Below are 20,298 nucleotides of genomic sequence, written 5' to 3' on the forward strand. Positions count from 1 at the left end.
TTTAATTGCTGCTTTGTACCGAACATTCGATACAATTTAATTTACCGAACGTTTGGTACAATGTCAATAGGTTAGAGGAAAAAAATCAATGGATAAAATTGAAGCATCGCGAAGGTTAGTAAACGTGTTTCGCCAGTACGGTTACGAAGGTGCAACTTTATCCCGCATCTCAAAAGCAACGGGGTTAGGTCGTGCAAGTCTTTACCATCACTTTCCTAATGGAAAACAAGGGATGGCAGAGGCGGTATTAGAGTATGTAAACCAGTGGTTTAATGAAACAGTTCTCAATCCTCTGCGCGTTGGGGGTGAACCACTAGAACGTATTCAGGCGATGAACTCTAGCCTCAAACAGTTTTACAATTGTGGGCAAGATGCGTGTTTATTAGCGGTGTTTAGTCTTGGTGAGTCAGATGATTTATTTCACAAGCAGGTAAGTCAGGCATTAAATGCTTGGATTGATAGTTTAGCGCAGGTACTACAAGAAGCAGGATTGTCAGAAACACAGGCACGTCAAAGAGCAGAAGATGCTGTGATGCAAATTCAAGGCGCCTTAGTTTTAACGCGGGGACTTAATAGCACTCTTCCGTTTGAAAGGGTGTTACAGGAACTTCCAAATCGGCTTTTACAAATTATTTAGATAAAACGTTAGCGCGCGTTCCAAATTACAAAAATCTGCACCGATTTCACTCAGTGCAGATTTAGAGATTGAATCGGATGTTAACTATTACTGTTCGGCATTAGCACTTCTTTCAGCAGTGTCAGGGTATACTGAGCCGAAATCTTTTACAGCTTCTGCGGATTGTTTGCCTATTCTTTGAATTCTTTCACCAGGAGCGTCTTCGGTTTCGCGAGCTTCTTTATTCCACTCTCCGGTTGTTTTAGGTCTTTCGGAATCATCTTGATGTACTATTTCGTTAATCTTATTGGTTATGGCTTTGCTACTATTTTGAGGAGCGACGTTTGTTGTCAGTAGTACAAACCCAATTAGAGCAACAGCTAGAAAACGCTTTACTTGAAATTGTTTAAGCACGTGGTTGATGTGAGAGATTGTGCTTGAAATTAAATTCGCCATGACTTGACTCCGTTAGTTCATTCTTAAATACTTCTTAAGATTAGTTGTAAAAAGGTAATCATTCCTCTAGCAGAAGTCATAACTTTGGTATAGGGCGATTGTAACTTTCTTCCAAATCCTATGCATCTTACGATATGCAGAGGGCTTTATTAGCTAAAATGTCAATACTACCCAGTGCTGATAATAGCAAAATCAACTTTATACTGTTGAGACGCTTCAAATCTGCGCCATGCCACCATCAATAAACAGTTCGATACCGTTCACAAAGCTACTGTCGTCTGAGGCGAGAAAGACAACGGCTTTGGCGATCTCATCGGGCGTGCCTACTCGTTCGAGTGGAATTTTGCTAGTTTGGCTTTCCACGAATTTCTGTACCTGCTCCTCGCTCAGTCCCATGAGATTGTAGCCAGGAGTAGGCACTATGCCAGGGCTGATGGCGTTAACCCTAATTTTGCGTTCTTTGAGGTCGAGTGTCCAGTTGCGTGCAAATGAGCGCACGGCGGCTTTGGTGGCACTGTACACGCTCAAAGCTTGGGCGCCCTTGATGGAAGAAATCGAGGCATTCAGGATTATGGAAGCACCCTCTGTTAATAGAGGCAACGCTTTCTGCACGGTGAAAAGTAAACCTTTAACGTTAGTATTGAAAATCTTGTCAAAGTGTTTTTCGGTAATCGATCCGAGCGGTGCAAATTCTACACTGCCAGCATTAGCAAAAAGCACATCAAGGCGCCCTTGCTCTTGCTCGACTATAGCAACCACCCGATCTAGGTCTGTCAGGTTTGAGACATCCCCCCTAATAGCGGTGACGTTCTTACCAATCTTCTCTACGGCAGCATCAAGACTATCTTGACGACGACCAGTGATGAAAACGTAGGCGCCTGACTCAACAAACCGTTGGGCTGTGGCAAGTCCAATACCGCTATTGCCTCCAGTAATGAGTGCAACCTTACCTGCTAGTTTCTCTGTCATAAAATACCTCTAAGATGCTGTCCACCCGCCATCAACCTCAATTATTTGCCCTGTCACATAACCGCATGTAGCAAGGAAAAATGCTGCATCTGCCACCTCATTACTTTTACCTGAGCGCTGAAGCGGAACTGTGGCTTTGATTGAGGAAACAAAATTTTCCAACTCTTCCTTTGACAAATTAGATTGGATGTTTGTGTCTTCGATGTATCCCGGTGAGATAGCATTTACACGGATGCCTCTAGGAGCTAGCTCAACTGCAAGGGCACGTGCCATTGAGTTAACAGCACCACAAAGGGCAGAACCTGCACTATAGTAGGGCAGCCCGACTCTGGCTGCAATTCCAGAGCAGAAGATAATAACACTCCCCGGTGGCATTTTAGGTACTGCATAGTGCGCTGCTGCTAGTTGACCAAAGAACCGTCCTTCAAAAAGAGATTTTGCTTGTTCCATTGGTACCGTATCAACTGCACCAAAAATTGCTGCACCAGCACAAGTCACAAGAATATCCACTTGAGAGAGTCCCTCAAAAAGCCGCTGTACCTGTTCAAAATCAGACACATCGGTCGGAATTGCAACAGCTGCGTCTCCGATGCTTTGAGCTGAATAAGCCAAGCGTTGCTGTTGTCTGCTTGCCAAAATGACTTTTGCCCCAGCACTTGCAAAACGTCTTGCTATTGCGTAACCAATTCCCGTAGCTCCTCCTGTTACAACAGCAACTTTTCCTCTAAGCATTTCTTCCATACGGTTTCCTTGAACGCAGTATCAATTTTTCTTGAACTTTAGAAGAATGAAAATACTTTATAGGCATTCTACCTTTATATACTTAACATGCTTGTCATGCTTAATTGTAATTTGTTTCAGACTAAGCAAGCTTTGTGCGCTCTGAACCGCGATTGCGTCTTCGAGAGCGACGCTTGTTCCAAAAAAGCTTTGTATACCATGATTTCATCCTAATTAAATATTTACTTACAGTTCTAAACTTGGTTATTAAAATATAGGTGTGAACTATATGTGTTTATGCAGTTTTTAAAAAGACATGTCACAAAAATTTGAATAACAATCATGAAAAGCTTTTTACTTTTTAAATAACTATACGTTTTGTATCTATTTAAGACAAATGTTTGTAAAACGCCGAGACTATAACGCAAAGGATTAGTTTGCGCTCAAGAATGCTTACCCTGAAAGGCGCCTGAACTGATGAAATAGTCAACTAGGGTAGGCAGGTGCCTGTTTTAAACTAGTAATTTGGCATTCAAAACTTAATAATCTGTTGTGACACTTTGATAAAAGCTTTCTGCAATTCTCCCTTAAAAGGGCGCCCCGGAAGTGCGGAATGTGGGTTCCAATCATCCCCCCAGCCTTTGTTTGGGCATAATTGCGCCAAAGTTGCTCAAATCCGGCGTACAAATGGACGGGCTTTCCTGCCCATCCTACAAGAATTTCAGCTTATAAATTTGTACCTCCGGAACTTGCAAACTGCTGTAAGTTTAGTTGTCTCCATTCAATTATTTTTTACAGCGAGTGGGGAATATTCCCAAGCTGTCTTATGAATCTTTGGGTTGTACTGAGGAAATAATCGAAAGCCCTTCTAAACCCATATCAAAAGAAAGTTCGTCAATAACTCCAATTTCAGTAGTTTATCCTCAGAAACGACATCTCTCAGCTAAAATTCGTGCTTTCATCGATTTTATGAGCGAGTTAATGAAACAACTTCGGCAGCAAAAAATTGTTGAGTAAAACTAGTACTTCATTTAATTAATTTTGGTTGGTAGAGAGTGCAACGGATGTGAAACGGATGTAACGGATGTAACGGATAGTTGATTCGTTATTTGAAGGCGCTGCAAAATAAAATCTTGTTTGCAACAAATAAATCATCCGTTACATCCGTTGTATCTGTTGCTAACCAACTCATCAAAACTTTTGACATAAAGCACTAGTACTCCATGCCATTATTTTTGGCGGTATTAAAAATAACTGTAGGCTCATGGCATCTCGCCTGACCGAAAGCACAGGCGGGACCTGTGATAAATATGCCTGTGTGGGGAAGATCGAGCTAGGAGAAAGCTTATAATCTATTAATATTCAAGGTATTAGGTAATTATTGGCACTTTAAAAAACTTGAAAATGCGGTGATGCGAGAAACCGTAGGCACACCTTTATATAAGGACTTCGACAAAGCAAAACTGCTACGATACAAAATATTACAGCAGCATTGTAGATAGGTCTGAATGAAGTTAAAGATGTCTATCTTGAGGAGGAAGTAAAAATCATATTTACTTATCTAAAAGCAGCAAAGCATCAAAAGAAATCTACCCAAATGTTACCTAATATCACTAAATAAAAGTTGAAAAAGGAGATTTTAATTATGTCTCAGACAAGTGTTGCTGAATTTTTAACAGCTGCTAAACAAGATGAAGGCTTAAGACAAAAACTTCAAACCGCGATGGATGCAAAAAGCTGCATCGATATTGCTGAAGATGTTGGCTATGACTTTACTGCCGAAGAATTGGAAGCAGAACTTAACAAGATGCCTGAAGAAGAAGTAGCAGGAATCATCAATCCGGGTATTTCTCCGCGACGACATATTGAACCGCGTTGAAAAGACCTACGGTGTACAAACAAATCTTTTAAAGTTGCTTTGGTACTAAATTACCCATAGCTAATGTGTGTACATCGTAGCTTAAAAAGAGGCTCCAAGGTAACTATTACATGAGCTTTTCTTCAAAAAAGTGCAACTGTAGAAGGTTAAAAAATGAGTCAACGAAAAGTTGCAGTAGTTATGGGTGCTGAACCAGGTTTAGGCGCCTGTTTTGATTTCTAATTTTTCTAACACGCGCAGTTTCAACTAAAGCTTCAAAAATACGCAACTGTTGTGGGTTATCAATTGCAAGTTCCGGATGCCATTGCACTCCAATAGCCCAAGGGTGATATTCACATTCTATAGCTTCAACTACACCATCAATAGCGCGCGCGGCAAGGCGCCATCCAGTAGGTAAAGTACGTATTGATTGGTGATGCATTGAGACAACTTCCACAGTTGTTGCTTCCATAATTGAGGCAAGATGACTTTGAGGGTTAATAGCAACTTGGTGTTTAACGCTCTCTTCTGAATCTCCTGTATGCACTACCAATTTACCAAACTCCAATGGAATATGAGAGATAAGACTGGCGCCACAAGAAACAGCCATGACAGCAAGACCTCGGCAAATGCCCAACATAGGGATATCACTGCTACTAGCTTGATTAAAAAGTTTTAATTCAAAAGCATCGCGAGTGCTGTCAACAGAAGAAATAGCTGGATGATACTCGCCATTATAAGTTGCTGGGTCTAAGTCGCCACCACCAGAAAAAATTAAACCATCCACAACTTCTAAAATTGCAGCACTTTCTTCTGGTTGACCAGGGGGTAATAAGATAGGCAAACCACCACAACGACGTATTGCTTGTACAAATGTATTTTTTACGTGATACTGACCATCTTCATTTTGATTAAATGTAGTAATACCGATAGTAGGTTGTGTCGATTTGTTCATAGAGTTAACTCTTAAGCAAGCTACATCTAGCTTGACAAACAAAAATGACAACAATATGTCAAACTTATGTTGACGCACACTTAATATATCTTTGCACATCATCAGTGAATATACTGGCGACTATCATGTTACGCAAAGTTATTATTACCGATGTCTAAATATAAAAATAATTCATCATATTCCTTAAAAGAAGCTAAATATTTAAAAATAATAAAGATTTTTCCAATTAAGCATTTTCTTTAGACAATTATAAAATAAATATAAAAACACAACTTCACCGATTTTTAGTATAATATTATACCTATTTATGCAAGATTAGAAAAGGGATTTATCATGACAAAAGTGACTTTGAGAAAAATTACGAATCTTAAAAAAGCCAGAACAATCGCTTCTCGCTATCCGAAATCAATTATCAAAGCTTCATATGGCATTATGATTATGGTTTTCATTTCACTTGCGGGTTTGGGAATTGCACAGTTATATGAGCAGGAATTAGAAGAAAAGCAACAAGACATAAATGTGAAAGCAGTTGATGTTGATGCATTGCTTAAAACTACCTTAAACAATGTGATAGTAGTGCGTTCTCAAGCCGAATATTTGGCAAATCAACGTCAGACCAACATGAGTTTGTCACTTGCACCCCTTTTGCCTACAATTTATAAGCAGTTGCCAACAGAGGCAAGAATTCATTACACTTCGTCTTCGGGTACGCTTGATGTAATTTATCCAGCTATACCACCAATGACTCGTAAAGAAAATGTAGAAACGTTTCAAAAAGCGATTCATCAAGAATTTATTACATCTGGAATAAAAAATAACCCTAGTCGTAAAGCTTATTTTACTAATCCTTATCAAGATATTTTGGGAAAGAAGCTAATAGTCACAGCTATTAGTCCTGTTTATGAAGGAAATCACCATCTTGGAAATATTGGCATAGATTTTCCTGTCTTAAGCTTAAATCGTTTTGTTAAAAAGCTTGGCGGTAAAAGTGCTATGATTTTGACAAGCGAAGGCAAAGTATTGAGTCATCCCAACTTGCAACCTCGCTATTTCAAGTCTGCTGAGTATTTTATTTCAGATTTTAGCATTCGAGCAAAGTTAATCAAATTACTAAAAACAGGAAATAAGGGTCAAATTACTATCAATGGATATTTAATAACATATCAAAAATTAAACAATGCACCTTGGATGATTGTTAACATTGCACACAGAAAAACTTTAGTTAAAGATGTTATTCAAAAACAGTTACCAATAATTTTAGGAGTCATACTTGGTATGACTATCGTTTTATTAATAAGTCTAAGAATTATAAATCAAGTATTTACACAATGTCAAAAAGCGCGTATGGTAGCAGAACTTGCAAACCAAGAGTTACAAAAAGCATTAACACAACTAGAACTCCTTGCATTAACTGATACATTGACAGGCGCCTGGAATCGCCTTTATTTTGAGGAGATAGTGTCTGCTGAAATAAATCGGCTTTCACGCCACAATCAATTATTATCACTTTTAATATTAGACATCGACCATTTCAAGAGCATCAATGACAACTATGGGCATCCAATTGGTGATTGTGTACTAGCTTCTTTAGCTCATTTGTTAAAGGAGAATATTCGTACATCGGATGTTTTGACTCGTTGGGGAGGTGAAGAATTTGTAATTCTTACTCCCTCAACTTCTATCGCAGAAGCTTACGAATTGGCAGAAAGACTACGTTTAGTTATTGCGAAACACAGTTTTCCAGAAGTTGCAAACATCACAGTCAGTTTTGGAATTGCCCAGTTTCAAACTGCTGAAACTTTATACAATTGTTTTAAACGGGCTGATGATGCATTATATCACGCGAAAAAGAGCGGACGAAATACAGTGGTTGCGGCGCCTTCCATGTCTTTTGTATATCAATTAAAGTAGCTTGCAAGTTGAGTTTTTACTATTTAATCTAAAAAATATAGTTCAAAAATGTATTTAAATTGACTATTTTATTATCGGCGCCTCTAATAGATAAATTCTATAAGCTATATATAGTAAGCTTTGTGGAGTATGAGCTTGTCAAAGTTAATAATTATTGGCGCCTGGATATAATTGAATTTAGGCTAAAAAATATCTTTGAAAAACTTTAACGTTAAAAAAGCTTGGCGCCTGTTGGCTTTTATGACCTATAATCAAGCTCGGAGTAATCCCAAGAGTGCATTTGTCTAAAAGGTAAGCCCATCTTTTGGAAGACGTACTTCTCTTTAATACCAGAAGCAATCAAATCAGGTTTCTTAGCCTTGACAAACTCTTCAAATTCGTATGCAGTTACGTCATCATAGATGATGGTCGCATTGTCGATGTAGTGAGTAGTACGTTTGTAGTCATCGTTGTGTGCAAACTCGTAACCTGTACCAACTACCTTGATACCGACATCTTCAAATGCAGGAACAACGTGACGAGGACGTAGACCACCAACATAAAGCATTACGGTGTTGCCTTCGAGACGAGGACGGTACTTCTTAAGAACTGCGTCCATGACAGGTTGATACTTAGCGATAACTTTTTCAGCATTAGCTTGAATTTTGTCATCGAACTTAGCAGCAATTTCACGAAGCGATGCAGCAATTTTGGTAGGACCAAAGAAATTAAATTCCATCCAAGGCAATCCGTATGATTCCTCTAAACTACGGCAGATGTAGTTCATCGAGCGGTAGCAGTGGATTAAAACTAACTTAGCAGCAGGTCCTTGGATAAGTTCGTTTATGGTCCCATCCCCAGACCACTGGGCCACAACACGCAATCCCATTTCTTCGAGTAACATCCGGCTGGCCCAAGCGTCACCACCGATGTTATAATCTCCGATTAATGCAACGTCGTAAGGACCTGGTTCAAAGTCGAGTGTGTTTTCTTTCTTAGCTTTGTCAAAGTGAGGGAATACCCAGTCACGGATAGCGTCGTTAGCAATGTGGTGTCCTAAAGATTGCGAAACTCCACGAAAACCTTCACAGCGCAAAGGAATTACAGGTTTGCCAATTTCTTTCGAGGTTTTCTTAGCTACAGCTTCGATGTCATCCCCGATAAGACCGATAGGACATTCAGATTGAATCGAAATACCTTTGTTGAGGGGGAAGAGTTCTTCGATTTCGTGAATGATTTTGGTGAGTTTTTTGTCACCACCAAATACGATGTCACGTTCTTGGAAGTCGGAGGTAAAGTGCATGGTACCGAAAGCATCGACACCTGTTTTACCAACATAGTAGTTACGACGACCAGACCATGACCAGTAACCGCAACCAACAGGACCATGACTGATGTGAATCATGTCTTTGATTGGTCCCCATACCACCCCTTTAGAACCTGCGTAAGCACATCCACGAGCGGTCATTACACCAGGAACCGACTTAATGTTAGACTTAACGCCGCAATCAGCCTTGCCTTCTTCGTGTACGTTGAGGTGTTTAGCGCGTTTTTTCTTAGATTTCTCAGGGTAAGCTTCGAGGACTTCCTCAATCAACTTCTGCTGTTCTTCTACCAGATTCTTGTCAGGAGGTGTCATATTTAGCCTCGGTTATTTGTAATTTTAGATGTGGAAATAAGTGCGTTTTTCGGAGAGGGGGGAAAAGGGGAAGGGGAAAGGGGGAGAACTTATCTTCCTTTTCTTCCTTATTTCCTTTTCTCCTTTTTTAGATTGTCAGTTATTTGGTAGCTTCAGCAGGCTTACCGATAATTTCTGCGTGCTTGCTGTCATCATCCAAAATACCGTATTCAATCAACAACGCTTCTAGGTCATCCATCTCCATAGGAGTGGAAAATACAAGGTAATCCCATCAAATTATCTTATCAAATAGACCAATTTCTTTCTATAACCCTTATATAGCAACATGTTTGGGCGCAGATTTGAGCAAGCAAGGACAGACGTTGCCAATTTCCGCAATGGTCTTCCAGATGATGATTTTTACACCATAACTCCGCCTGCGACCATCGAACAAGTAGAAGTTCTTGAAAGACCCGCCTCGGTGTTATTTGGCGCCGGACTTGCAATGTTGTACGTAATATACTGTAACGAATGGCGCCTTAGTCATTTATTAGCTATTGATTATTAATGCTTAAATGATAAAATATTTCAACTATTGAAATTAACGAGATGGCAGGATAACAAATGAGCCAGTTTGAAAGAGGAGCGTATCCGGGACTACATCGTCATACGCCATTGGTAATCGCTTTAGTAGCAAGCTTGCTAGTTTTGTTCGCTTGTCTAATTAAGAGTGTTTCCTTCAGCCCCGCTGATATTCCCTTTAATCAAATATTAAGTTCATTCACTGTATTTGACGGTTCGAGAGAGCATTTGATTATCCAGACTGTGCGATTACCACGCTCAATTATTGCAATGATGGTAGGGGCGGCGATGGCTACTGCTGTTATTGGGGCGCCGTACTTTGTGTATTTATTAGTACAAAGTCGCAAAACTAGCAACGGTATCACTCCTGTAACGGATGGTGTATGTACATCTTTTGATCCCTCTCTTGTCCCCCCCCCGAATTCGCAGGGGGTTAGGGGAGATTAAATCGCTTACTAATAAAATTTTTCTTAATATAATTTATATGACGCTTTATTTACAAGAATCAGTAGATTGCTATCATTTATTATCTGGAAACTCATCTAATAATCAATTTCAAGCAAAAACTTACGAATTTCATTTACATGACCCCAAGGGAATGAGTCATGGTTGTAGACGTTGGTATCACTTGCGTCCAGGAATTTCTATTTTAATGGAGGACTATAATTTACAAGAAAATCTAGTTGTTGAAACTAACCAGATTCAAGCTTGTACTTGTTTAGAATTAGGTTTTAGTCTTTTAGGTAGTAGCACTAATAGCGATATAAGTCCAGGGCAAAATTTTGTATTGCTTGAATTGGATACTGGTGAAGCTGATTGGAAGGAATGGCAAGCCCAAGAAAGGATATTAAAATTAGATATTCATATTGAATATTCGTTATTTGAGAATTTAGTATTTCCCCATTTAGAAAAGCTACCTGCAAATTTTATAAAAATCATTGAACAAGCAGATGAAGATATTAATTATTTCCAACTTAGCAATACGACACCTGAAATTAGAACTATCTTACATCAAATTTTAAATTGTCCATACCAAGCTTTAACAAAACAACTTTATTTAGAAGGTAAAGTATTAGAATTAATGGCGTTGCGTTTGGAAGAACTGCAATCTCCAAAATTAAATTCAACTGTCACTCTGAAACCAGAACAAATCGATAGTATTTATCAGGCAAGAGATATTCTTATTCAGAATTTCACTAACCCACCAACATTATTGGCGTTAGCGCGGCAAGTCAATCTCAATGATTGTACGCTTAAAAAAGGTTTTAAGCAAATATTCGGTACAACTGTGTTTGGTTATTTACATGATTATCGAATGGAACGCGCGAAAGAGTTACTACTGGACGCGAAGTTGACGGTAAATCAAGTTGTACAAAGTGTTGGGTATGCTAGTCGTAGCGCTTTTATAACAGCTTTTTGCAAAAAGTTTGGCGTCAGTCCTAGTATTTATTCTAGAAAACATTCCGTTTAAAGAACAAAAAATTCCGTCTGGAGAACATACCGGACTTCAGCTTTTCCCCTACTTGCCGTAAGATTACTGAGAATACTTACTAATAAAGTAGTTTGTAGTTCAAAAAACTATTCTCGTATCAATTATCTGGTGGGTTCAGTTACGGGCAAGTAGTGTTATTTGATGTGGGGAGATAAATGAAGTTAGATAAATTGTTTCAAAGCCTGCTGCTGACAAGTGCTATTGCTTTTTCGATTGGGACTCCTGCACGAGCAGACATCAAAGTTCCTCGAACTTTGGCACAAACATCAACACCAACCCTTCCCCAAGGAAATGTTGTCAAAATTACAGGAGTCAAAGCAAACCCCACTGAGAAAGGGGTGGAGGTGATTTTAGAGACTCGCGAAGGTGAACGACTACAAGTTGCCAATCGTAGCACGGGTAATAATTTTGTTGCCGATATTACGGGTGGACAATTGCAATTAGCTAACGGTGATACTTTTACCTTTCGCTCTGAAAAACCACTGGTGGGAATTGTTGAGATAACGGTTGTAAATTTTGATGCAAATACTGTAAGAGTGACGGTAGTTGGTGAGAAGGCTTTACCTACAGTTGAGTTATTTGATGATAATTCAGGGTTGATTTTTGCAGTAGCAGAAGCATCCGTGGCGCCGCAAACACCATCCGCATTGCCCGCAGAGGAAAAGCCAACAACTGAGACACCGCAAGAGCAACCCGCAGCCCAACAGGATAATCCGATTGAGTTGGTGGTGACGGGGGAGCTAGATGGATATCGCGTACCCAATGCATCAACTGCGACCAAAACCGATACACCTTTGCGAGATATTCCTGGTTCAATTCAAGTTATCCCGCGTCAAATATTAGAAGACCAAAATACGACGCGGATACAAGATGCATTACAGAATGTCAGTAGCGTAAATAGGCAAGGGAACTACGGAGGAACCGATGCAGGAGGATACAACATTCGTGGCTTTGCTCAAGAGGGAAATTTTCGCAATGGTCTTGCTGACAATGACTTCTTTTCCTCGGTAGATACTGCTAACATTGAACGTATTGAGGTTCTCAAAGGACCAGCCTCTGTTCTATTTGGTCAGGTTGAACCGGGAGGAATTATCAATGTTGTCACGAAACAACCCCTTAGCACTCCCTATTATTCAGCTGACTTTAGTGCAGGCAATTATGCGTTCTATCGCCCTAGTTTTGATATTTCTGGTCCTCTCACAAGTGATGGCTCACTTTTATATCGGCTGAATGTGGCTTATCAAAATGCAGGGAGTTTTCGAGATTTTAACTTTACCGAACGTGTGTTTGTGGCGCCTGTAATTACCTGGAATATTAGTGAGCGCAGTTCATTAACTTTTGATTTTGAATACCAGAACAATAATTACCTCTTCGATCGCGGACTTCCTTCAGTTGGAGACAGACCAGCTGCTATCCCCATTAATCGCTTTATTGGTCTTCCTGAAAGTATTTATGATGATAGCACTTTACGTGCTGGCTATAGATTTGAGCATCAATTTAGCAAGGACTGGCAGCTTCGCAATGCTTTTTCCTTTGTATTTGGCAAATCAGCAGGCACTTATGCCATTGGTGGTTATGAACTAATTGATGACCAATTTAGTCCAATATACGTGGGTCGTGATAACTTCTCACGAGAAACCTATACAATTCAAACAGAATTAGTTGGACGGTTCAATACAGGTTCGATTGTCCATCAACCTTTATTTGGGGTGGAGTTAAGACGAAATGTGTGGGAGTATAATTCATTCGATGTGCCAGACCCCATACTGCTAGACATTTTTAATCCTAATTATGATGTTGACTTTCCTGCCATACCTGATGAAAAAACTAGCTCTTACACAACTCGTAGAGATACCCTAGGAATTTACCTCCAAGATCAAATTACTTTCGCAGATAATTTGAAGCTCTTGGTTGGCGGTCGCTTTGATGCCTTCCAACGGAACGAAGACTTTGGAACACCTGATGAGGAATCCCTCAGCGCTTTTAGTCCCCGTGTTGGTATCGTTTATCAGCCAATTAAACCAATTTCTCTTTATGCCAGCTACACTCAATCTTTTCAACCCGATAGATTTCTCGGTCGCTCTGCCACAAGTGACCCCTTTAAGCCAACAAGAGGGACGCAATATGAAGTTGGTATTAAGGGAGACATTAACGAAAAACTTTCAGCAACCCTAGCAGCCTATCAAATTACCAAAACAAATGTTGTCACACTTGACCCCAACAATCCAGATTTCTCTGTGCAGGTGGGGGAACAGAGAAGCAGAGGTATTGAATTAGACATTAGCGGCGAAATTCTTCCAGGTTGGAGCATTATTACATCCTATGCCTACACCGATGCGATTACCACACAAGACAATAACATTCCCGTTGGCAATCAGCTAATTAATGTTCCCACACACGCTGCGAGTTTGTGGACAACTTATGAACTTCAAAACGGTAATTTAAAAGGTTTGGGCTTTAGTTTGGGACTTTACTATGTAGGAGAGAGAAATGCCGACCTGGAAAATACAAGCATCCTGCCCAGCTATTTTAGAACCGATTCAGCTATCTATTACAAGCGGGATAACTGGAGGTTAGCACTGAATTTTCGGAATCTTTTTAATCAAACTTACTATGAAACTTCTCAATCCAGAGATATAATTTATCCCGGCGCCCCTTTTACTGTGATTGGCTCGTTTTCGATTCAGTTCTGATCTTGATATTTGTTTAGCTGATAATGTTTTCCAAAATATACCACCAGGCAATTACCTATTTATATAGATACATTAGCTGGGTTTTAATCGTAGCCATCTTGATTACTGCTTGTCAAGGTGGTATTTTTCACAACCCTAGTTTAAAAAGTGGGCTATTGCCATCTACTGATTGTCGAGTTGTGGAACACGCGGTTGGGAAAACAAAGATTTGTGGCAAACCCCAGAAGATAGCGGTTCTCGAACCAAAGATATTGAGTATGATGCTAGCCCTAGATGTACAACCTTCTGCTTACGCGGATGCTTATTTGTTAAGATTACGCCAATTCAGTAACCCTAGCCAACAAATTCCCTACCTAGGTAGTTTTGTTACCAGCCAGCCAATTAATTTAGGAGAGCGTAACAATCCCTCTCTAGAAAGTTTGACTTTACTCAAACCAGATTTGATTCTAGGCTTAAATTCTCAGGAAAATCAATTATTCTCTTCTATTGCTCCGACTGTGTTGATAGATAATGAGGAAAATTGGCAGGACAACATTAAAATTGTCGCCAAAGCACTTGATAGTCAAAAAAACATACCGTCAATTATTACCCTACAAGAACAACAACTTCAGAAAGTTCGCACTCAATTGGCGCCTCTCGTCAACACTCACCCACGGGTTTTAAATATTACTTGTAGTCAATCGATGAACTATATAGAAGTTATATACAACGGAGATACGATTAAACTTCTAGAAAAAATAGGATTTAAACCTGTATTGCTGGCAGATGTAGAACGAAAACTAGGAGCCAGACCACAGATTAACCTAGAAACACTTTCTCAATTAGATGCTGATATCGTAATTATTAGTACCTGGGTTGATAATTGGGACGGTAAATCTACTTATACGGTTCCCTTTCAAGAACTAAAGCAAAAATGGTCTAAAAATCCTCTTTTGCACAATTCACGAGCATGGAAAGAGGGACGAGTTTACTTTGTTGACTACACACTATGGGGTGGTGTGATTGGTCCACCTATCGGTAATTCTCTCATACTAAAGCAACTACCCTCACTTTTACTTTCACACTCCTTGTTCAACTAAGTCAAAAATAATGATATTGTTTTTCAATAAGCAGAAGATAACCTGTCCCTCTACCCTTATCTGAACAAACAAGGTAAATATGGCTCTAACTATCTCGGTAGAAGAATTTTACAATCAAATTTTTCAAGTCGAAGAGAACAACATTTCGCCATACCAAACTGTTGAAATACCGCTCAATGACCCAAAGAAACTGAGTCAAGGGTATCGTCGGTCAATTGAGATTTGTCCCGGACTTGATTTTTTAATTGATGACTATACGTTGCAAGAAGATTTAACCGTTGAAGTTGCAGATGGTACACCTGGGTCAGACTTAGAGTTAAGCTTCAGCATTTTAGGCGATAACTATTGTGAAAACACTCCTTGTGGGCAAAATTTTTTGTCGTCTGGGTGGTCTTTGGGGGAAGGGGGTTTATTCAAATGGCAAGCAGGTTCACGCATTCTCAAATTTGATATCCATCTTGAAGTCCCGTTTTTCCAAGCCCTTATTGCTAATGAAATTGAGCAGTTACCGCAACAAATGCGACGTGTAATGGATGTGGAAGGAGAACCAGATTATTGTCATTTTGCGAAAACCACTCCAGCGATGCAAAATCTGATAAATCAAATTTTTAATTGTCCGTATCAGGGAATTACGAGAAGATTGTATTTGGAAAGTAAAGCATTAGAACTAATTGCGCTACGCTTGGAACAAATTAAAAGTGATTCATCTAGAAATATATCCAGCAGTCTTAAACCTGATGATGTTGACCGCATTTATAGTGCCAGAGATATTTTAATTAACAATCTTGACAAACCACCCTCATTACCCCAAAAAGTTGATAACTACGAAATTGGTGTTCGTGGCAATTGGAATAATTTTCAAGCATCAATAGCTGGGTTCTACAGTGAATCTGAACTAGGAACAACATTGGTTGAAAACCCTGCTTTACCTGGCACTTTACTTTTGGCACGGGCGCCGCAACGAAACTACGGTGTTGAAGCAGCAATAGATTGGCAGGCAACAAAAAGCTGGCAACTAGGAGGTTCATTTACTTGGCAAGAAGGTGAAAACGATATTGATGGGGATGGAAATTATCAAGCACTTAACTCCGGTGAAGTATCACCAATCAAACTGACCGCATATCTCCAAAATCAAACAACCCCTGGTTGGCGCAACCGCTTACAAGCATTATATGTGGGCGACCGCAATAGAGGTTTTGAAGATGGTTCAGATAATGGGCCAATCAGAAGTTATTTTGTATTGGACTACATCAGCAGCATTAAAATAGGCGCCGGAACCATAGATATAGGAGTTGAAAATTTACTTAATAATCAATACACCCCAGCACTCAATCAGTTTCAAGGCGATTTTCTAGGTAATTCCTACAGGTTCCCTGCTAGGGGTACAACACTTCGCTTAAATTACCGTATCAATTGGTAATAAATAGTTGAATCCCCCCAAATCATCGGTGGGTTAAGGGGGATCAAATTTTCATCATGATTAAACTCTCCAGCAGCAAGGTAACATGAAGCGTAAAAATATACATTATTTTCTGAAGTTTTTTTTGCTTATTACTCTTAGCTGCTTTGTATTTGCCGCTTGTCATAACAAAATGACTATAAATAAGCATATCCAAAAGGCGCCATTTTTCGCATCTGAATGTAAAACTATAAAACACCAGTTGGGAGAAGCTTGTGTTCCCAGGAATCCCCAACGAATAATTGTTACTGATGAAAGCATTTTAGACGCTGTTGTTGGCTTAGGTTTTAAGCCAATTGCAGCAGCAGAATCAAACGCATTAGGTAACAGAGGGCGCCAGTTTGGTAATAAGATTGATGGTATAATTTCTATAGGAAAGGAAAGCCTGTTAAATTTAGAAAGAATAGTAAAACTGCAACCAGATTTAATACTGGGATTTGAAATAAATGAAAATGATTATGAGATATTGTCTAAGATAGCACCAACGGTATCAATCGAATTCAACGAAATAGCTTGGAAAGAAGCATTACAACGTATCGGTGACATTTTAAATAAAAGTACAGTGAGTAAGCAATTACTCAACGAGTATCAGCAAAGAGTGGAAAAATTAAGGCTAGCTATACTGCAAAACAACAATAAACAAAAAGTTTCTATTAGTCGTTTCTATTCAGGATGGAATTTAACACAGTTCCAAAACCAATTCTCATTCCCTGTACGTATTTTAGAAGAAGTTGGTCTGTCGATACCAGAAGCGCAACAAAAATTGAGTAATTCATCTCAAAGTTACATATCTGTAGGGATAGAAAGCCTAAATTTACTAGATGCAGATGTCATGTTTGTAGCACTTGACCCAGGTTCTGCAAAAAATTTCCAAAAATATAGCAGTCATCAATTTTGGCAAATGCTCAACGTCATCAAAAACAACCGAGTTTACACCGTCGATTCTGGTTATTGGATTGTTGGTAATATCCTATCAGCAAATGCTATTTTAGATGACTTGTCTCAATATTTGCTGTCTCGTTAGTAAAAATTTTATTGTTGAAACAACCCAAAAAGTGAATGGCACAAAAATCTTCTCCCAGCTTGCTCCTGTTTATTATCGTCTGGAGCGGTCAGTTAGTTTCAACTATTGGCAGCACCATGAGTACCTTCGCTTTCAACATTTGGGCATGGGAATTTAGCGGTCAAGTCACTTCTTTGGCGCTAGTAGATTTTTTTACTTTGCTGCCTAGTATATTTTTTGCTCCCATAACTGGAGTAATTGTGGACAGGTGCAACCGAAAGTTACTGATGATGTTAGGTGATACCGTTACTGTTATCCTAACATCTGTTATTATTGGGCTTTATTTTACTAATCACCTGCAAGTTTGGCATTTATACATTACGGGTGCCATAGCTGGGACTTTTAATCAAATTCAATGGATTGCCTACTCTGCATCAGTTTCCTTAATGGTTCCCCAACAACATTATGTGCGCGCTAACAGCATGGATTTTGTTTCCAGTTACGGCGCCAACATAGTTGGTCCAGCATTAGCAGGGTATTTATACTATTCGATTGGTTTAGGTGGTATTGGTTTAATTGATATTACAACTTTTTTAATCGCAATTACTAGCATACTGTTTATTAAAATACCCCAAACAGAGCAAGGCAGTTGCGTTTACAGTCGGGTGAAGCTTTTACATTTCGTTCTTCTAAAGCGCTTCCGGGAATTACTGAAATAACGGTTACGAATGTTGATGCCAATACTGTTAGGGTGACGGTGGTAGGTGAGAAAACTTTGCCAACGGTTGAGTTATTTGACGATTCGGATGGGTTGATTTTTGGTGTTGCGTCTGCCGCATCTGTGCCAGAACCTAATACATCTAAACCTGATATACAAACTCAACCAGAGCAATCATCTTCTAATGATGAGCCAATTGAATTAGTAGTAACGGGTGAGCAAGATGGATATCGAGTGCCTGAAGCTTCAACTGCAACAAAAATAGAGGCGCCGTTACGAGATATTCCTGCATCTATTCAGGTAATTCCAAAACAAATAATTCAGGATAGGCAAGTAGTACGTCTAAACGAGCTAGGCAATAATGTTAGTGGCTTGCAGCAACAGCCTGGACAAGGTGGTGTTAGTTCTCAGAGTTACTATATTCGTGGGTTTGCTGCAGGTTTTGAAAACTTACGTAATGGTTTCCGAGATTTTGGCTTTATTAGCCCTCGTGATGTTGCGAATGTTGAACAAGTTGAATTCCTTAAAGGACCATCATCTGTTTTATACGGTAGTACAGGTAGTCTTGGTGGCGCCTTCAATACAATCACGAAAAAACCATTAACAGAACCGTTCTATCAAATTAATGCTACAGTTGGCAGCTATGATTTTTACCGCCCAACTATTGATTTAACAGGTTCACTTACAGAAAAAAAATCTGCTCTCTATCGACTTAACGTAGCTTACGAAAATGGCAATAATTTCCGTGATTTTGTTGATAATGAAAGTATCTTCATCGCTCCAGCACTTACCTTAAAGGTCGGAGAACGAACTAATCTGACTTTCGAGTATGAATATCAAAAGTATAATTATACATTTGACAGGGGCTTTATTCCCAATCAGGTAGCTTTTGATGTTCCTATCAGCCGATTTTTAGGGGAGCCTGATTTGAATAATGGTGAAGTTAAGTCTAATGTATTTACTTATGTCTTGGAACATGAATCTAAAGATGGTAATTGGAAATATCGCCAAGGCTTTAACTATATTAACGCTCAAGGTGGAGGTCAGGGAGTTCAAGGTGATGAGTTAGATGAAGATGGTCGGACAGTTCTGCGTAGATTTCGGGTTAATAATGATAAACAAGAAAATATTTCTTGGCAGAATGAGGTAAGTGGTAAGTTTAACACTGGTTCTATTCGTCATAATGTATTATTAGGTTTTGAAATTGCTAACTATACATTTACCACCGATTTCTTTCGTGGTCGCATTGCCGGACTAGATATATTTAACCCTGTTTACGGCGCCAGACCCGAAAATGTCAGACGAAGTTTTTATGAACAATACGGTTCTGATAATATTGCGCTGTATCTTCAGAATTTAATTGAGTTAACTCCTAACTTTAAGTTTCTTGCAGGTGGTCGCTTTGATTGGGTAGATTCTTCATACGAAGACTTGGAAGGTGGTACTATAATAAACGAAACATCAGATTCTAAGTTTTCACCACGGCTTGGCATTGTTTATCAGCCTGGTAATTCTACCTCAATTTATGCTAGTTGGTCAAATTCATTCAATCCTCAGTTTTTTGGTAGAAGTCGAACTGGAGAAGTATTTATACCAGAAACGGGAGAACAATTTGAGATTGGCATCAAACAAGAATTGTTTGATAAACGAGTTTCAGCGACTTTAGCATTTTTTGACATTACCAGGAAAAATGTTCTAACTACCGACTCGTTAGATGTAGACTTTCAGGTTCAGACAGGTGAGCAAAAAAGTCGTGGTATTGAATTAGATATAGTTGGTGAAATCACACCAGGATGGAAAGTAATTGCTACGTATGCTTACACTGACGCATTTGTGAATAAAGATAATGACCCAGACTTGGTTGACGATAGATTGCAAGGTATACCCTTCAACAGCGCTAGTCTTTGGACAACCTATGAATTTCAAAGAGGAAGTTTACAAGGTTTAGGCTTTGGACTGGGGTTAGTCTATGCTGGTGAACGAGAAGCAACTTTACCTAATGATGTGAAAATTCCTTCTTATCTTAGAACAGATGCCAGTATTTTCTATAAACAAAATAATTGGCGCGCGGCTGTTAACGTTAAGAACTTATTTGATACCAAGTATTATGAAGCCCAAGGATTCTTTATTGTTCCTGCTGCACCATTAACTGTGTTAGGAACTATTTCTTTCGATTTTTGATTTCGTATG

Annotated in this window: 18 protein-coding genes and 1 pseudogene; 13 read left to right on the forward strand and 6 right to left on the reverse strand. The window is 39.3% G+C overall.

Going from position 1 to position 20,298, the window contains the following annotated elements:
• The first annotated feature begins 88 nt into the window (after positions 1–88).
• Positions 89–637 (forward strand): TetR/AcrR family transcriptional regulator, encoded by a 549-nt coding sequence (locus tag DSM106972_RS13350; RefSeq protein ID WP_127081167.1) that lies wholly within the window; start codon positions 89–91, stop codon positions 635–637.
• Positions 638–724: 87 nt separating this feature from the next.
• On the opposite strand, the gene DSM106972_RS13355 is transcribed toward DSM106972_RS13350, so the two are convergent.
• The 3 genes from DSM106972_RS13355 to DSM106972_RS13365 form a co-directional block, all read right to left on the reverse strand.
• A complete protein-coding gene (locus DSM106972_RS13355; protein ID WP_127081168.1) occupies positions 725–1,072 on the reverse strand; it encodes a hypothetical protein in 348 nt (115 codons plus the stop codon).
• A gap of 216 nt (positions 1,073–1,288) precedes the next feature.
• Complete coding sequence (locus DSM106972_RS13360; RefSeq protein ID WP_127081169.1) at positions 1,289–2,041, reverse strand: glucose 1-dehydrogenase; 753 nt, start codon at positions 2,039–2,041, stop codon at positions 1,289–1,291.
• 9 nt (positions 2,042–2,050) lie between these two features.
• Positions 2,051–2,782 (reverse strand): SDR family NAD(P)-dependent oxidoreductase, encoded by a 732-nt coding sequence (locus tag DSM106972_RS13365; RefSeq protein ID WP_201800721.1) that lies wholly within the window; start codon positions 2,780–2,782, stop codon positions 2,051–2,053.
• 750 nt (positions 2,783–3,532) lie between these two features.
• Between DSM106972_RS13365 and DSM106972_RS13370 the strand changes: the two genes are divergently transcribed.
• Both DSM106972_RS13370 and DSM106972_RS13375 read left to right on the forward strand, forming a co-directional pair.
• A complete protein-coding gene (locus DSM106972_RS13370; protein WP_127081170.1) occupies positions 3,533–3,778 on the forward strand; it encodes a hypothetical protein in 246 nt (81 codons plus the stop codon).
• A 628-nt stretch (positions 3,779–4,406) separates the two neighbouring features.
• The gene (locus tag DSM106972_RS13375; RefSeq protein ID WP_127081171.1) at positions 4,407–4,640 is read left to right on the forward strand and encodes a Nif11-like leader peptide family natural product precursor; all 234 of its coding nucleotides are present in this window, start codon (positions 4,407–4,409) and stop codon (positions 4,638–4,640) included.
• Between the two features lie 178 nt (positions 4,641–4,818).
• Here DSM106972_RS13375 and DSM106972_RS13380 read toward each other — a convergent pair whose 3' ends face one another.
• A complete protein-coding gene (locus DSM106972_RS13380; protein WP_127081172.1) occupies positions 4,819–5,574 on the reverse strand; it encodes a gamma-glutamyl-gamma-aminobutyrate hydrolase family protein in 756 nt (251 codons plus the stop codon).
• A 333-nt stretch (positions 5,575–5,907) separates the two neighbouring features.
• Here DSM106972_RS13380 and DSM106972_RS13385 point away from each other — a divergent pair, with 333 nt between their 5' ends.
• Entirely contained in the window at positions 5,908–7,485 is a 1,578-nt protein-coding gene (locus DSM106972_RS13385) for a sensor domain-containing diguanylate cyclase (RefSeq protein ID WP_127081173.1), read from the forward strand.
• Positions 7,486–7,723: 238 nt separating this feature from the next.
• Here the strand turns inward: DSM106972_RS13385 and nifD are convergent, their stop codons facing one another.
• Positions 7,724–9,103, reverse strand: a complete 1,380-nt coding sequence (nifD, locus tag DSM106972_RS13390) for a nitrogenase molybdenum-iron protein alpha chain (protein WP_127081174.1) — start codon at positions 9,101–9,103, stop codon at positions 7,724–7,726.
• A gap of 139 nt (positions 9,104–9,242) precedes the next feature.
• A pseudogene (gene nifH / locus DSM106972_RS13395) lies at positions 9,243–9,371 on the reverse strand (nitrogenase reductase); the annotation flags it as partial.
• Positions 9,372–9,428: 57 nt separating this feature from the next.
• Between nifH and DSM106972_RS13400 the strand changes: the two are divergent.
• The 9 genes from DSM106972_RS13400 (at position 9,429) to DSM106972_RS13440 (ending at position 20,289) form a co-directional block, all read left to right on the forward strand.
• Complete coding sequence (locus tag DSM106972_RS13400; RefSeq protein WP_127081175.1) at positions 9,429–9,650, forward strand: Plug domain-containing protein; 222 nt, start codon at positions 9,429–9,431, stop codon at positions 9,648–9,650.
• 56 nt (positions 9,651–9,706) lie between these two features.
• Positions 9,707–10,111 (forward strand): iron chelate uptake ABC transporter family permease subunit, encoded by a 405-nt coding sequence (locus tag DSM106972_RS53390; RefSeq protein WP_233787181.1) that lies wholly within the window; start codon positions 9,707–9,709, stop codon positions 10,109–10,111.
• A 37-nt stretch (positions 10,112–10,148) separates the two neighbouring features.
• The gene (locus DSM106972_RS13410) at positions 10,149–11,135 is read left to right on the forward strand and encodes a helix-turn-helix transcriptional regulator (protein ID WP_127081176.1); all 987 of its coding nucleotides are present in this window, start codon (positions 10,149–10,151) and stop codon (positions 11,133–11,135) included.
• Between the two features lie 176 nt (positions 11,136–11,311).
• Positions 11,312–13,849, forward strand: a complete 2,538-nt coding sequence (locus DSM106972_RS13415; protein ID WP_127081177.1) for a TonB-dependent receptor — start codon at positions 11,312–11,314, stop codon at positions 13,847–13,849.
• 23 nt (positions 13,850–13,872) lie between these two features.
• On the forward strand, positions 13,873–14,928 hold the full coding sequence (locus DSM106972_RS13420) for an iron-siderophore ABC transporter substrate-binding protein (RefSeq protein WP_127081178.1): 1,056 nt from the start codon (positions 13,873–13,875) through the stop codon (positions 14,926–14,928).
• Positions 14,929–15,007: 79 nt separating this feature from the next.
• Positions 15,008–16,348 carry a TonB-dependent receptor domain-containing protein gene (locus DSM106972_RS13425; RefSeq protein WP_127081179.1) on the forward strand — a complete coding sequence of 447 codons (1,341 nt, stop codon included), beginning with the start codon at positions 15,008–15,010 and terminating at the stop codon, positions 16,346–16,348.
• 172 nt (positions 16,349–16,520) lie between these two features.
• On the forward strand, positions 16,521–17,411 hold the full coding sequence (locus DSM106972_RS13430) for an iron-siderophore ABC transporter substrate-binding protein (protein WP_233787180.1): 891 nt from the start codon (positions 16,521–16,523) through the stop codon (positions 17,409–17,411).
• Between the two features lie 35 nt (positions 17,412–17,446).
• On the forward strand, positions 17,447–18,109 hold the full coding sequence (locus DSM106972_RS13435; RefSeq protein WP_127081181.1) for an MFS transporter: 663 nt from the start codon (positions 17,447–17,449) through the stop codon (positions 18,107–18,109).
• Positions 18,040–20,289, forward strand: a complete 2,250-nt coding sequence (locus DSM106972_RS13440) for a TonB-dependent receptor (RefSeq protein ID WP_127081182.1) — start codon at positions 18,040–18,042, stop codon at positions 20,287–20,289. The genes DSM106972_RS13435 and DSM106972_RS13440 overlap by 70 nt, the downstream gene beginning before the upstream one ends.
• The last annotated feature ends 9 nt before the right edge of the window (positions 20,290–20,298 follow it).

The sequence above is a fragment of the Dulcicalothrix desertica PCC 7102 genome (genome assembly GCF_003991905.1).
Taxonomy (GTDB): domain Bacteria; phylum Cyanobacteriota; class Cyanobacteriia; order Cyanobacteriales; family Nostocaceae; genus Dulcicalothrix; species Dulcicalothrix desertica.